The organism is Bradyrhizobium sp. 44 (assembly GCF_023073095.1).
Classification (GTDB): domain Bacteria; phylum Pseudomonadota; class Alphaproteobacteria; order Rhizobiales; family Xanthobacteraceae; genus Bradyrhizobium.
In genome coordinates this window covers 73103-87317 of the sequence record NZ_JADPIY010000020.1, presented here as the reverse complement: position 1 = coordinate 87317, position 14215 = coordinate 73103, and the positions used below count along the sequence as shown (strand labels likewise).

The 14215-nt window shown below is 64.9% G+C and carries 15 protein-coding genes; 6 read left to right on the top strand and 9 right to left on the bottom strand.

What is annotated here, in order from left to right:
- Window positions 1-126: 126 nt before the first annotated feature.
- The 4 genes from IVB41_RS22590 to IVB41_RS22575 all read right to left on the bottom strand — a co-directional run bounded on the left by IVB41_RS22590 (window position 127) and on the right by IVB41_RS22575 (window position 2246).
- Window positions 127-348, bottom strand: a complete 222-nt coding sequence (locus tag IVB41_RS22590) for a hypothetical protein (RefSeq protein WP_007603423.1) — start codon at window positions 346-348, stop codon at window positions 127-129.
- A 37-nt stretch (window positions 349-385) separates the two neighbouring features.
- Window positions 386-622 carry a hypothetical protein gene (locus IVB41_RS22585; RefSeq protein WP_247435088.1) on the bottom strand — a complete coding sequence of 79 codons (237 nt, stop codon included), beginning with the start codon at window positions 620-622 and terminating at the stop codon, window positions 386-388.
- Window positions 623-823: 201 nt separating this feature from the next.
- Window positions 824-1342, bottom strand: coding sequence for a transcriptional regulator LdtR (gene ldtR, locus IVB41_RS22580; RefSeq protein WP_007603420.1), 519 nt, complete (start codon window positions 1340-1342; stop codon window positions 824-826).
- Between the two features lie 406 nt (window positions 1343-1748).
- Entirely contained in the window at window positions 1749-2246 is a 498-nt protein-coding gene (locus IVB41_RS22575) for a DUF6163 family protein (protein WP_247435085.1), read from the bottom strand.
- 122 nt (window positions 2247-2368) lie between these two features.
- Between IVB41_RS22575 and hemB the strand changes: the two genes are divergently transcribed.
- From hemB to IVB41_RS22560, 3 genes are all read left to right on the top strand, one after another.
- Complete coding sequence (hemB, locus tag IVB41_RS22570; protein ID WP_247289350.1) at window positions 2369-3430, top strand: porphobilinogen synthase; 1062 nt, start codon at window positions 2369-2371, stop codon at window positions 3428-3430.
- 321 nt (window positions 3431-3751) lie between these two features.
- Complete coding sequence (locus IVB41_RS22565; protein ID WP_247435082.1) at window positions 3752-4291, top strand: RDD family protein; 540 nt, start codon at window positions 3752-3754, stop codon at window positions 4289-4291.
- Between the two features lie 163 nt (window positions 4292-4454).
- Window positions 4455-5231: an arginyltransferase gene (locus IVB41_RS22560; protein WP_018458387.1), complete on the top strand. Its 777-nt coding sequence runs from the start codon at window positions 4455-4457 to the stop codon at window positions 5229-5231.
- Window positions 5232-5650: 419 nt separating this feature from the next.
- Here IVB41_RS22560 and IVB41_RS22555 read toward each other — a convergent pair whose 3' ends face one another.
- Window positions 5651-7003 carry an Nramp family divalent metal transporter gene (locus IVB41_RS22555; RefSeq protein ID WP_247435079.1) on the bottom strand — a complete coding sequence of 451 codons (1353 nt, stop codon included), beginning with the start codon at window positions 7001-7003 and terminating at the stop codon, window positions 5651-5653.
- 165 nt (window positions 7004-7168) lie between these two features.
- Here IVB41_RS22555 and IVB41_RS22550 point away from each other — a divergent pair, with 165 nt between their 5' ends.
- Window positions 7169-8413, top strand: coding sequence for an MFS transporter (locus IVB41_RS22550; RefSeq protein WP_247435076.1), 1245 nt, complete (start codon window positions 7169-7171; stop codon window positions 8411-8413).
- 114 nt (window positions 8414-8527) lie between these two features.
- Here the strand turns inward: IVB41_RS22550 and IVB41_RS22545 are convergent, their stop codons facing one another.
- Window positions 8528-9787 (bottom strand): adenylate/guanylate cyclase domain-containing protein, encoded by a 1260-nt coding sequence (locus IVB41_RS22545; RefSeq protein ID WP_027567270.1) that lies wholly within the window; start codon window positions 9785-9787, stop codon window positions 8528-8530.
- A 184-nt stretch (window positions 9788-9971) separates the two neighbouring features.
- Here IVB41_RS22545 and IVB41_RS22540 point away from each other — a divergent pair, with 184 nt between their 5' ends.
- Window positions 9972-11129: an MFS transporter gene (locus tag IVB41_RS22540; protein WP_027567271.1), complete on the top strand. Its 1158-nt coding sequence runs from the start codon at window positions 9972-9974 to the stop codon at window positions 11127-11129.
- A gap of 31 nt (window positions 11130-11160) precedes the next feature.
- Window positions 11161-11352, top strand: coding sequence for a hypothetical protein (locus IVB41_RS22535; protein ID WP_027567272.1), 192 nt, complete (start codon window positions 11161-11163; stop codon window positions 11350-11352).
- Here the strand turns inward: IVB41_RS22535 and IVB41_RS22530 are convergent.
- From IVB41_RS22530 to dmeF, 3 genes are all read right to left on the bottom strand, one after another.
- Window positions 11349-12227 carry a DMT family transporter gene (locus IVB41_RS22530; protein WP_247435073.1) on the bottom strand — a complete coding sequence of 293 codons (879 nt, stop codon included), beginning with the start codon at window positions 12225-12227 and terminating at the stop codon, window positions 11349-11351. The two genes, IVB41_RS22535 and IVB41_RS22530, sit on opposite strands and share 4 nt — an antisense overlap.
- 83 nt (window positions 12228-12310) lie before the next feature.
- On the bottom strand, window positions 12311-13141 hold the full coding sequence (locus IVB41_RS22525; protein ID WP_247361559.1) for an N-acyl homoserine lactonase family protein: 831 nt from the start codon (window positions 13139-13141) through the stop codon (window positions 12311-12313).
- Window positions 13142-13219: 78 nt separating this feature from the next.
- The gene (gene dmeF / locus IVB41_RS22520) at window positions 13220-14170 is read right to left on the bottom strand and encodes a CDF family Co(II)/Ni(II) efflux transporter DmeF (RefSeq protein ID WP_247361561.1); all 951 of its coding nucleotides are present in this window, start codon (window positions 14168-14170) and stop codon (window positions 13220-13222) included.
- Window positions 14171-14215: the final 45 nt, after the last annotated feature.

Here is a 14215-nt window from a genome sequence, read left to right as displayed (position 1 = left end):
GTCGGACCGGTGATTTATGCAAGATATGGTGGGATTGGAGGATTTGGACGACGGGGCGGTATCCGGTCGTCCGTGTCCTGAAAGGCTGCTTTGGGCTTGAAAGGCCGCGCGGGTGCGAGCCAGCCTCTACAGCCCGGTATACCCCGCCTTCACGGGATCCACGCTGCCGTCGAGCTGCCGCAGATAGGTGAGGCCGCAAACCGTCAACCTGTGGGTGTCCTTCTCGCCGGCTTCCATCAACGTGTTGAGGTAGTTAGTCACCTTTTCCCGCGCCTCCGCGCTCGCCGCAGACGTGCGGTTGGCGAGCAAATCGTAGGTATGCATGATCCGGTCGATGGCAGCTTCCATGGCACCCTCTGGTTCTTGCCGCGTTTGGGAGTTGAGATCAGGCAACTGCTTTGGCCTCGGACTGCGCCTCGAACCTGACGATGGCCTTGTTGGCCAGCCTGATCTTGTTGAATTCGCCGTGCTGGAGCAGCTTGATGAGGATCTCCAGCAGGCGTTCGTCAGTGACGAGGGTGTCCCGGATCGCGCCGGAGCGGCGAAGATAGTTCGCGGCGATGGCATAGGCCTCGCTCACGAGTTCCACGTTCATCACCCCCACGCCACGCTCGACTAGCATCGTCAGCCTCCGATCCGGAGGAGTTAAGTGCCGAACCGGGAACTCGTTCCCTGGAATCGGGGATTTTTTTCGCAACCGCGAAATGGAAAAACGCACCGGTCCGGACACAGCCGGGCCGGCGCGCTTGGGGAAGCTCAGGCACGTTGGGAGGCTTGCCGGTCTTGTTGTGGGCCGGCTTGGCCTTGTCCCGTCGAAAAGAACTCAGAGACGATACAGGATCTGGTCGGTCCAGAACCGTTCGAGGCGGTGCAGCGACTTGTTGAGGGTCGAGAACTCCTCGCCCGAGATGCCACCGACCTGCTCCACCGTCTTGACGTGCTTCTGGTAGAGCGAGTCGACGATGCGGCGGACTTCCTGGCCCTGCGGCGTCAGGCGGATGCGCACCGAGCGGCGATCGACGCGCGAGCGCTGATGATCGAGGAAGCCGAGCTCGACGAGCTTCTTCAGATTGTAGGAGACGTTGGAGCCGAGATAATAACCGCGCGTGCGCAGTTCGCCCGCGGTCAGTTCCTTGTCGCCGATGTTGTAGAGCAGCAGCGCCTGCACCGAGTTGATGTCCGCACGGCCGCGGCGATCAAACTCGTCCTTGATCACGTCGAGCAGCCGGCGATGCAGCCGCTCCACCAGGGTCAAAGCTTCCAGATAGAGCGTCTGCACCGAACCCTGCTGGCCGGAGACGCGCTCTGCGGTATCTGCCGCAGTTGCGACGGCTTTCATCATGACACTTCCCCTGTTGTCGTTTTTATCGACACTCATTCGACGAAACTTGTGTCCCGTCTGATAGGTGCAACTTAAGGGGCTCGTTTGAAGATCGGCTTAAATAAGAGAATAAAGAGATCATGAATCTAAGACAGTGAATTGCGGATTAAGCCTGTGCCACAAGCACTTTTCGCAACTCTCTGTTGACTCTCGCAAGGTCCTGTTCACCCTCCGTCCGCCCCGATTGTCGCATTCCAGAACAGCCCCGCCCCGTTTCGAAACGGCCGCGTAAGAGCTGTGGCGGAACACGCTGGTTAGCGAAAACTTACGTCGAATTTTACGCAACCAACCGTCAACCAAGCGCGACAATCTCCTGTCCCGGACCAGCACAGTGAAGCGGAGCGCAGAGCCGGGACACGAGAGTTTGCTATGGCGGCCGTTCGCGTGCGGCCATCCAGGCGAGTGCGAGATAGGCCGCCAGCATGAAGGCTTCGACCCCGACCACAATCAGGCTGCCGCCGTAGATGCCCGGGAACATCAGTTCGATCACCGCCATCGACACCACGGTCGTCAGCCACACCACGGCGCCCCAGGGCGTCGCCAGCCACAGCCCGACCGCGGCAACGAGTTCGATCACGGCGAAGTAGATGGTCGAGGCCTGCCAGGCCATCGACTGGTTCTCGAACGCCTCGTCCTCACCGCCGACGAAGCCCGTCACCTGCGCCCAATGGTAGAGGCCCTTGAGGATCGAGAGCAGCGCCATCACCCGCAGGAACAGCACGAGCCGGCGCGTCCAGACATTGTCGTCGGACTCAGCTCGCTCCGACGAGATCGCCGCCACCGACATTGCGCTGTCTCTGGCATTGTCTCGGACGGCGTCCCTGGCACTGTCGCGGGCCACATCGCGGGTGGAGATCTCGGACATGCCCCCTTCTGGCTGCTTTGCCCCGCAAAATCAATCGGCTGCCATCTTTTGCGACAGGTCAACCCGCGGTGACGGGAACCATGCGAGCTGGTATAAGAATAATTCCAGCCGGAGGAAGAGTGATGGCGATCAAATACGGGCGTCCGATCGAATTGCGCGAAGTCTCGCGCCGGGATGGCACTGGGGCCTCCCCTGCCCTCGATCTGACCGTGCGCCCGCGCCGCAACCGCAAGGCCGAATGGGCACGGCGCATGGTGCGCGAGAACGTGCTCACGACGGACGATCTGATCTGGCCGCTGTTTCTGATCGACGGCAACAACAAGCGCGAGCAGATCGCCTCGATGCCGGGCGTCGAGCGTCTCAGCGTCGACCAGGCCGTGCGCGACGCCGAACGCGCGATGAAGCTCACCATTCCCTGTCTCGCGCTGTTTCCCTACACCGACCCGTCCCTGCGCGACGAGGAGGGCTCGGAAGCCACCAACCCGAACAATCTGGTCTGCCAGGCGGTGCGCGCGATCAAGAAGGAGTTTCCGGAGATTGGCATTCTCTGCGACGTCGCGCTCGATCCCTTCACCAGTCACGGCCATGACGGCCTGATCTCCGACGGCAAGATCCTGAACGACGAGACAGTCGCCGTGCTGGTGCGTCAGGCGCTGGTGCAGGCCGAAGCCGGCTGCGACATCATCGCGCCCTCCGACATGATGGACGGCCGCGTCGCCGCGATCCGCGAGGGTCTGGATCGCACCGGCCTGCTTGACGTGCAGATCATGGCCTATGCCGCAAAATACGCCTCCGCCTTCTACGGCCCGTTCCGCGACGCGATCGGCTCGGCCAAGACGCTCACCGGAGACAAGCGCACCTATCAGATGGACAGCGCCAACACCGACGAGGCGTTGCGCGAGGTCGAGCTCGACATCGCCGAGGGCGCCGACATGGTGATGGTCAAGCCCGGCATGCCCTATCTCGACGTCGTCCGCCGCGTGAAGGACACGTTCGCAATGCCGACCTTCGCCTACCAGGTGTCCGGCGAATACGCGATGATCGCGGCCGCCGCCAACAACGGCTGGCTCGACGGCGACCGCGCCATGATGGAGAGCCTGCTCGCCTTCAAGCGCGCCGGCGCCGACGGTGTGCTGAGTTATTTCGCACCGAAGGCGGCGGAGAAGCTGCGGGCACAGGGGTAGACCCCAAGGTCGTCCCGGCGAAGGCCGGCACATGTGTCTCTTCATCGTCGTCCTGGCGAAAGCCAGGACCCATACCGCGTGATCTCTCGATTCCGATCGGTCGCAGTACCGACGATCAATCTTCGCGAAACTTCTCCTTGGGGTAATGGGTCCTGGCTTTCGCCAGGACGACACCGAGGGTGTGCCACCACCACCTCCGCCGCCCCCGAATCGCCGGAATATTTCGGCTTGTTAATCCCGGCGCCCTTGGCACGCGGACGGCCTGTTCCCATGTCCTGCCACGGGAGTCCTGCCACGGGAGTTTCCCTCGGGAGAATGGTCATGTCGTATTCGGACTCGGGCAATGCCTGGCGCAATGACGGTGGGGCGCAGCCGCACGCCTACGATCTCTATCTGCACCCGGAACTGTTCCGCGGCGTTGCGACGCGGCGGGTGTTCGCCTTCTTGATCGACATGGTCGTGATCTCGGTGCCGGTGATCCTCGGCTACCTCTTCATCGCGGTGTTCGGCGTGGTCACGCTCGGCATCGGCTGGGCGCTGTTCTGGCTGGCTTGGCCGGCCTCCGTGATCTGGGCCATCGTCTATTACGGCGCCTGCATCGGCGGTCCGTCGTCCGCGACCATCGGCATGCGCGTGATGGATCTTGAATTGCGCACCTGGTACGGCGCGCCCGGCTATTTCGTGCTCGGGGCCACCCACGCCGTGCTGTTCTGGGTGACCGTCTCGTTCCTGTCGCCTTTCGTCGTCCTGGTCGGCCTCTTCAACGGCCGCAGGCGCTTGCTGCAGGATTTCGTGTTGGGAACGATCGTGATCAACAATTCCGTTCGTGCGCCGGTGCCTCAAGGCGCCAGGACCTACTGATCAGCGACCTTTCGATCAAGGACCTACTGATCAACCAACCTGGATCAAGAACCTATCAACCTGGACCCGCTATGCTGTCCGATCTGACCTGCCGAGTAGACCGATTGACCGGGGGCTTTCGTAGCGCGATGCTGATGCACATTTTGGAGGCCCACGACGTCCCTTGACCCAGCACTCGCGCGACACCCCACAATTTTACCTCACGGCGCCCTCCCCCTGCCCCTATCTGCCGGGCCGGCACGAGCGCAAGGTGTTTACGCACCTCGTAGGTGAGCGCGCCGGTGACCTCAACGACCTCCTGACCCACGGCGGCTTCCGCCGCAGCCAGTCGATCGCCTACCGTCCCGCCTGCGACCAGTGTCGCGCCTGCGTCTCGGTCCGAGTGATCGCCAACGAGTTCCGCCCCTCCCGCAACTTCCGCAAAGTGATCGCGCGCAACGCCGACATCATCGGCGAGCAGCGCAGCGCGGTGCCGACCTCCGAGCAATATTCGGTGTTCCGCGCCTATCTCGATTCCCGTCACCGCCATGGCGGCATGGCCGACATGACCGTGCTCGACTACGCCATGATGGTCGAGGACAGCCACGTCGAGACCCGTATCATCGAGTACCGCAAGCGCGGTCCCGACAGCGGCATCACCGGCCGGGGCGAAGAGCTGATTGCGGTCGCGCTGACCGACGTGCTCAGCGACGGCCTGTCGATGGTCTATTCGTTCTTCGAGCCCGGCGAAGTCAGCCGCTCGATGGGCACCTTCATGATCCTCGACCACATCGCCCGCGCCCGCCGGCAGGGATTGCCTTACGTCTATCTCGGCTACTGGATCGAGGGCTCCAAGAAGATGGACTACAAGGCCCGCTTCCTGCCCCAGCAGCGCCTCGCGCCGTCAGGCTGGCTGCGCATTGACGCGCAAGGCGATGCGACGTCCGAGCCGCAGGATTGATCGGCATAGCCGTTCGCCTGCGGGCGACCAATATGCAAGGGCCGTAAGCAGAAGAGACTACGGAGGCATCCTTGTCCCGGACTTACGATTTAATCGCACAGGCCATTATCGAACGACTTCAGGTGCACTGCTCGTATCAGGGTCACCCGCGCGCCATTTGTCCCGCGTTGCTTGGCCATACGAACGGCGAGGAATACACACTTGCCTTCCAATTCTCTGGCGGCTCCAGCAAAGGACTTCCTCGCGCAGGCGACTGGAAGTGCCTAAAGATCGCCGAGATGAGGAAGGTCGAGCTTCGTTCAGGCAAGTGGCACGCCGGCTCGAGTCATCGCGAAAGTCAGCAATGCGTGAAAGAGGTCGACCTCGACGTCAATCCGCTCAGCCCATACAAGCCGAAACGCCGTCACGGCCCTGATTCATCACCCGAACAGCGTATCCGCGAGCAGCTTCAGGTTCAAAACCACGATGATGCCGGCAACGATCCAAGCGATCGCCGCGACCCACGCCGGGATTACGAACTTGCCCATCTTGCGGCGGTCCGAGACGAACCGCACCAGCGGGATCACGGCGAAAGGCAGCTGCATCGACAACACGACCTGGCTGAATACCAGCAGATCAGCCGTGCCGCGTTCGCCATAGATCGCGGTGACGACGATCACGGGAATGATCGCGATGCCGCGCGTCAGCAACCGGCGCGCCCAGCTCGGCAGGCGCAAATCGAGAAAGCCTTCCATCACGATCTGGCCGGCAAGCGTCGCCGTCACCGTTGAATTCAGGCCCGAGGCAAGCAGCGCCACTGCGAACAGTGTCGAGGCGATGCCGAGCCCGAGCAGCGGAGACAGCAGCTCGAAGGCCTGGCCGATCTCGGCAACGTCAGAATGGCCGCTCTTGTGGAAGGTTGCGGCAGCCACGACCAGGATCGCGGCGTTGATGAACAGCGCCAGCATCAGGGCGATGGTCGAATCCGTCGTCGCCCATTTGATCGCCTCGCGCCGGCCTTCGTCGTTGCGCTCATAGGCGCGCGTCTGCACGATCGAGGAGTGCAGATAGAGATTATGCGGCATGACGGTCGCACCGATGATGCCGATCGCGATGTAGAGCATCTCGGGGTTGGTGAAGATCTCGGTCTTCGGCACAAATCCCCTCAGCATCTCGGCCACCGGCGGTGCTGCCGCGGCAAGCTGGACGGTGAAACAGACTGCGATCACGACGAGCAGCGCGATGACGAAGGCTTCGAGGAAACGGAAGCCACGATTCATCAAGATGAGCAGCAAAAAGGCATCCAGCGCGGCGATCAGCGCGCCGCCAATCAGGGGAATGCCGAACAGCAGCTTGAGCGCGATCGCGGTGCCGATGACCTCGGCGAGATCGCAGGCGATGATCGCCGCCTCGCAGGCAAGCCAGAGCAGAAAGTTCACGGCCGGCGAATAGGTCCCGCGGCAGGCCTGCGCGAGGTCGCGGTCGGTGACGATGCCGAGCCGTGCCGCCAGTGATTGCAGCAGGATCGCCATCAAATTCGAGAGCAGGATGACCGAAAGCAGCGTGTAGCCGAACTTGGACCCGCCGGCGAGGTCGGTCGCCCAATTGCCGGGGTCCATGTAGCCGACCGAGACCAGATAGCCCGGGCCGACGAAGGCGAGCAGGCGCCGCCACCACACCCCCGCGATGGGGAGGGCGACCGAGGCATTCACCTCGGCAAGGCTCTTGGTCATCGGCGCGTCATTGCGCCAGCCGGCGGCATCTCGGGTCAGATCGGGAGAGCGAGCATCCATGGAGCGAGAATACCGAAGTCGAGCCTTATTGCAACTCATTTGCAACTGCATCTAGCCGCATCGGTCTCTGGGCGGTCGCTATTTCGTCGCCCCAGTCGGGAAGCGGGTGGGTTTGGACGTCCTCCGAGGCGGATAGTGGCGCCTCGACTTTGCAGGAAATGAGCCATGTCAAATCCCCCGCGCCTCCCCGAGACATTCAACCGCCTCGCCTGGTCGAACCTGGCGGCACAGTCGGCCGAACAGATCGCGCTGGCTGCGGCCCCCATCGTCGCGGTGCTGACGCTCGGCGTCGCCGAGGGCCAGACGGGGCTGCTCCAGACCGCGCTGACGCTGCCCTTCGTCCTCTTCGCGATACCGGCCGGCCTGCTGGCCGACCGCATCTCCCGCCGTTCGCTGATGGCGGGCGCCGAGGCGCTGCGGGCCGCGGCCCTTGCAGCGATCGTGCTGCTGCTCGCGCTCGGCGCGCTCAATCTGCCGCTGCTGGCGCTGCTCGGCTTTGCCGCCGTGTGCGGCACCGTCGTCTACAGCGTGGCCGCGCCGGCGCTGGTGCCCTCCCTGGTGAGTTCGGACCTGTTGCCGGCAGCCAATGCGCGGATCGAGCTCGCACGCACCATCGCCTTCGCCAGCGGCCCTGCGCTCGGCGGCGTGCTGGTCGGGTGGTGGGGCGCGAGCCCAGCCTTCGGCTTCGCGGCCGCGCTGTCCGCGATCGCCGTCGTGCTGCTCTCCGGCATCTACGAGCCCGACCGCACGCCGGCCCCACGGCGGCATCCGTTCCAGGACATCCGCGAGGGCGCGGCCTTCGTGTTTCATCATCCGCTGCTCCGGCCGGTGTTCATCACCCAGTTCATCTTCAACACCGGATGGTTTCTGCAGATCGCGGTGTTCGTGCCCTACGCCGTACGTCACCTCGGCCTGACCGCTGCTGGCATCGGCACCGTGCTGACGATGTACGGTGTCGGCATGGTGATCGGCGCGCTGTTGGCCACGCGTGTGATGAAGCGCATCGCGTTCGGCACGGTCGTCGGCCTCGGCCCCGTCACCGGCTTCGTCGCGGCGGTGGTGATGGCGCTGACGGTGCTGGTCCCCTCGCCCTGGCTTGCGGCCTTGAGCTTCTTCCTGCTCGGCGTCGGGCCGATCCTGTGGGTGATCTCGACCACGACGTTGCGTCAATCGGTAACGCCGCCGCGCCTGCTCGGCCGCGTCTCCGCCATCAACATCATGAGCTACGGCGCCCGCCCGGTCGGCTCGGCGCTGGGTGCGGTCGTCGGCGGCCTCTGGAGCGCGGAAGCGTGCCTCTATCTCGCCGCCGCCGTATTCGGCGTGCAGGCGCTGGTGATCTGGCTCTCGCCCGCCGTGGCGCTGGACCGGCAGCCGGACATGGTGGGCGATGAGGTGGCGGCGCGGTGTTAGCTGCACCGTCATTGCGAGCGAAGCGAAGCAATCCAGAATCCGTCCGCGGAGACAGTCTGGATTGCTTCGTTGCAAGAGCTCCTCGCAATGACGGAGTATGTTGAAGCAGCCAGCCTAGCCCGCCAGATACCGCTCGTAGCTCCCCGTCACCGGCTCGCTCGCGTCCACCTCCGGATCGAGCGTGTAGAGATCCTGCGCGCGGCCAATGCCACGCAGCGCATAGCGGCCGGTGGAGACGAGGTAGCGGCGGCCGGTGGCGTCGAGGCCCTTGTAGAATTCCGCCGAGGCCAGCAGCTCGCGATCGACCGAACGGCTCATCGAGGCGATGCGACTGACCTCGTTCACGGTCGGACCGACCACGGTGAAGTCGAGCCGGTCCTCGCTGCCGATATTGCCGTAGAAGACCTCGCCGACATGCAGGCCGATATAGGCGGACGTGGTGGGACGGCCCTCGGCGCCCCGCCTCAGGTTCAGCGCCGCGACGTTCTTGCGGAACAAATGCTCGGCGCGAAGTGCGGCGCGCCGGGCATGCGCCATGTCTTCACCGGTGAACATCGCGAGCACACCGTCGCCGATCAGCTTCAAGACGTCGCCACCGGCGTCGTGGATCGCATCGATCACGGCCTGCGCATAGTCGTTGAGGAACGGGATGATCTCGTCGGGGCCGATGCTCTCGCTGATTCCGGTCGAGCCGCGCAGATCCGAATACCACAGCACGGCGTTGATGCGCTCGGTGACGCCGCGCGAGATACGTCCGCTCAAGACCTGCTCTGACGCATCGCGTCCGAGATAGACGCGGCCGAGCGTGCGCGCGATGTCGACCTGCTGCGCCGACTTGATCGCGAGCCCCAGCACCGGCACGAGATCGCGCAGCGCCGCGAGCTCGCCTTCGGCGAAGCCGCTGTCGCGTCGCGTTGTCCAGGAGGAGTAGAGGCAGTCCATCTGCCCGAGCGCTCCAGTCTCCCCGAAGCGGTGCACAAAGGCCAGGAAATGGCGGTGACCCGTTTCAGCGAGCTCGCCGATTTGCGAGAAATCGAGCGTGGGCGCGTCGGCGAGATCGATCACCATCTCGTCGTGACCATGCTCGAGCAAATGATAGAACACCGACCGGCGCCAATTGTTGGCCGCGTCGCCCTCGGCCGTCGAGCCGTATTCGACGACGTCGCTCTCGTTGGTCGGCGTATCGCTCCAGCGGAAGGCGCGCCCCTCGTAGATCGGGTGCAGCGTATCGATCACGACAAGCCCACGCGAGAGTTCCAGCCCCTCGGCGCGGCAGCGCTCGCAGAAGCCGCGCAGCAGTTCGGGTTCGGGCAGGCCGGTGAGCCCCTGGCCGGCCAACCAGTTCATCAGCGCAACGCGCGAGGTCAATTGCATGCGCCATTATGCCGTGCATTCGTGACGAGCGAAAGGCGGCGCGCGGACCTTGCGTCGCCAAGGCTCCCGCTCACGGCCAGGCTCCCGCCCGCGGCAGGTCGCATATGTCGCGGACGCTGTTGACGCGCTGCCGCCTCGGGCCGCAAATGCGAATGATGACGCCGCCGATCAGAAATACGGGGATATGAGCCAGCGCCAGCTTCCGATCATTCTGGCGCTCGGTACCACGCAGACCCTGGCCTGGGCCTCGAGCTACTATCTGCCGGCGCTGCTGGCCGATCCCATGGCGCGCGATCTCGGCATCTCCTCCAACTGGGTGTTTGGCGCGTTCTCGGCCTCGCTGGTGATCTCGGCGCTGCTCGGGCCGCGCATCGGGCGACAGATCGATCTGGTCGGCGGCCGGCAGGTCCTCTCGGTGTCGAACCTGACGATCGCCGCCGGCCTCGTTCTGCTCGGCCTCTCGCAATCGGTGGCGGTGATGGCAATCGCCTGGCTCGTGCTCGGCGTCGGCATGGCGATGGGGCTTTACGACGCCGCCTTCGCCGCGCTCGGCCGCATCTACGGCACCGAGGCCCGCAAGCCGATCACCGGCATCACGCTGATGGCGGGCTTTGCATCAACCGTCGGCTGGCCGCTCACCGCCTGGGGCCTCGCCCATATCGGCTGGCGCGACACCTGCTTTGCCTGGGCCGCTGCCAATATCCTGATCGGCCTGCCGCTCAACTTCTTCTTGCTGCCGACGATCAAGGGCGCCAGGCAGGCTGCGGCGACAGCGGTGAAGCCGCATCTGCCGGTCGACCGCACCATGGTGCTGCTCGCCTTCATCTTTGCGGCAGTCTGGACCGTCACCGGCGCGATGGCCGCGCATTTCCCGCGCATCCTGGAGACCACAGGCGCGACGCCGGTCGAGGCGATCGCGGCCGGTGCGCTGATCGGCCCCGCACAAGTCGCCGCGCGGGTTCTGGAGGCAGGCTTCCTCAGCCGCTTTCATCCGCTGTGGTCGACGCGGCTCGCCTGCCTCACCCACCCGATCGGCGCCGTGGTCGTTGCGATCTTCGGCGGCGCCGCGGCCAGTGCGTTTGCGCTGTTCCACGGCTCCGGCAACGGCATCCTGACCATCGCGCGCGGCACGCTGCCGCTGTCGATCTTCGGCCCCAAGGATTTCGGCTATCGCCTCGGCATCATCGGCGCGCCGGCACGGATGGCGCAAGCCGTGGCGCCGCTGGCCTTTGGCCTGCTCATCGACGTCATGGGCGCCAAGGTGCTGATCGTCTCATCCGCGCTCAGCCTCTCGGCGCTGGCCGCGCTGTTCATGATCCGCGCGCAACCACGGCCGGATTGACCGGGCCGGAGCTTTCGCGCACAAGCGAAGCATGACCGAAGACACGCGCCCGCCCCGCACATTCAAAGGCCTCCTGCGCTGGGCGACCACGCCGCCACAGGCCTGGGGTGTCTATCTCCTCGCCATCATCCTGGTCTGGCTGATCTCCTTCTACGCCGGCTCGCTGAAGCCGAAGAAGGCGCCGGAAGCGAGCCCGCCCGCCGTGACCGCACCGCGCAACTAGGCCGGCTTCGTTTCGCCGGTCGCGATCCAGATGCCGGCGAACACGGCGACCAGCCCGATCAGAAGGTTGGGCGTGATCGGCTCGCCGATCAGCAGCGCGGCCAGCAAGGTGGCGGCGATCGGGTTGACCGTCATCGTATTGGCGACCCGGGTCGGCGTTGCCCGCGCCAGCGCCATGACCCAGAGGATGAAGGCGAGCGCACCGCCGCCGATGCCGAGATAGACGCCGGCAATCCACTGCCCCATCGTGAAATGATCAAGCGCTGCAAAGCTGCCCTTCACGAAACCCGCGAGCACCAGCACGGCGGCGCCCGCACCCATGCCGACCGTGAGAAAACCGAGCGGGCTGGAGCGCTGCATCAGCGGCCGCGACAGCACGTTGTAGAACGCCATGCAGAACACGGCACCGCTCATGATCAGCTCGCCGCGCCAGGCGCCCGGCGGGCTTTGCGCCAGGCCCGCCGCCAGCGCCGCCGCCACGCCGAGCACGGCGATGCCGACACCAATGATCTTGCGCGCCGTCAGCCGCTCGACGCCGAGCATGGCGCCGACCACCATGGTGTGGAGCGGCAGCGTCGCAAGCGCGAGACTGGCGCGCGCGGCGGTCGTGTAGGAGACCGCGATGTTGTAGAGGATGAAGAAAAGGCCGAAAAAGCAGATGCCGAGCAGCGCCACGGCCGGCCAATCGGACCGCTGCGGCCAGCGCACGCCGAACAGAACCGCGCACGGCAGGAGGCAGAGAAAGCCGATCCCCCAGCGCAGGATCGCGAGCAGGATCGGATCGGCGCCGCCGACCAGATAGCGGGTGATCGCCGCGGCAGTGCCGCCAAGGCTGCTCGACGCCAGCGCGATCGCAACCGCGGCCCACTCACCCACAATCGTCTCCCGTTGCGGAGCTTGTTGAGGGCGCTAGCACGCCCCTGCTGCCACCGTAGTGGCAACAGGGGCGTCGCGGGAAGCTAGTCGTAAAACTCAGGCGCCATCTTCTGGCTGTCGCGCTGGACCTTGTCGTGGTTGATCCAGAGCTGCGCCTTCTCCTTACTGAGCGTGTCGGCGATCTTCTGCATCGAGGCCGCGCTCTGGTCCTTGTTGGCGTTCATGCTGGGCACGCGGCGGTTGTCCCAATTGTCCTTGAAATGCACGGCGTCGCCCGACAGTACGACGGCGCCGGTCTTCGGCAGCTTCACCACCAGCGATTGATGTCCCGGCGTATGGCCGGGCGTCGACAGGATGGTCACGCTGCCGTCGCCGAACACATCCTTGTCGCCCGCAAGCAGCTCGACCGGGTGCGAGGGCTTGAATCGCGGCTCGTTGTTGGCGCCGGGCCAGTCATACTCGGCCTTCTGCACGTAGAGCGTGGCCTGCGGGAATAGCTCGACATTGCCGGTGTGGTCGGGATGCGTGTGCGAGACGGCCATCATCTTGACGTCACCGGGCTTGAGGCCGAGCTGTTCGAGCTGGGCGGCAAGCGTCTTCGGCCGGCGCCAGGTCACGGCCTTGGGATCGGCGGGCGTAAGGCCGTTCGGCATCGCGGCAACTGCGTCGGCGATGCCGGTGTCCCACAGGAACCAGCCCTTGGCGTGCTTGATGAGATAGCAGCTGTCGACGAAGTCCATCGTCTTGCCTTCGTTGAGGCCGGGCGTCCAGCGCGAGATGTCGCCGGCGGTGCCCTCGCCGCAATTGAGGACGTAGAGCTTTTCGACACCGGTCTTTTCCGATTGCGCCAGCGCCGCATGGCCGCACAGAGCAAGCGCAGCGACGGCGAGAGCGAGCGTGATCCTTGACGTCATTCGTTCCTCCCTTGCAGCCATTGTCGGCTGTGACCGAGGGTCAACCCCGGCCAATTCGCAGAATTCCCGCAGACCACTTTAATGCGGGCAAGTCTCGACCTCGACGGTGACGTGGCTCAGCCCCTTCAACCCGGCGAGCCGCTTTTTGTAGACCGCCGGCTGCTTCGGCTTGTCCGACACCACCGAGACCAGCACGGCGCAATGGCCGGGGCCGACCTGCCACAGATGCAGATCGGTGACGCGGTCATCGCCGATCTCCATGCGCGCCCGGATCACGCGCTCCAGCTTCTCGTCGGCGCGGACGTCGAGCAGCACCGCGCCTGATGTCTTTATCAGGCCGAACGCCCAGCTTGCGATCACGGCACTGCCGATCAGGCCGACCGCCGGATCGGCCCAGGCCCATCCCGAATACATGGCGACCACGAGCGCGGCGATCGCCAGCACCGAGGTCGCCGCGTCCGCCATGACGTGGACATAGGCCGCGCGGAGATTGTTGTCGTGATGATGGTGGTGGTGATCATGGTCATGATCGTCGTGATCATCATGCGCATGGCCGTGATGGTGATGACCATGGTTATCGCGGAGCAGCCAGGCACTGGCGAGATTGACGCACAGGCCGAGAGCAGCGACTACGATGGCCTCGCCATAGACGATCGGCACCGGATTGATCAGCCGCAGCACGCTCTCATAGGCGATCTCGACCGCGATCAGGCCGAGGATGATCGCGCTGGCGAAGGCGGCAAGATCGCCGAACTTGCCGGTCCCGAAGCTGAAATGCGAGCTCCCCAGATGTCGTCGCGCAAAGCGATACGCGAACGCGGCAATCCCCAGCGCCGCCGCATGCGTTCCCATGTGCCAGCCGTCGGCGAGCAGCGCCATCGAGCCGAACAGCGTGCCCGCGACGATCTCGCCGACCATCATGACCAGCGTCAGGATGACGACGAGCCAGGTGCGCCGCTCGTTCTCGTCGTGCTTGTCGCCCAGAAAGGCGTGGTCATGGGTCCATTGTTCGATGGAATGGGAATGCATCGCGAACTCTCCGAAAGGCCCGGGCCGTTAACCCCTAATATAGAC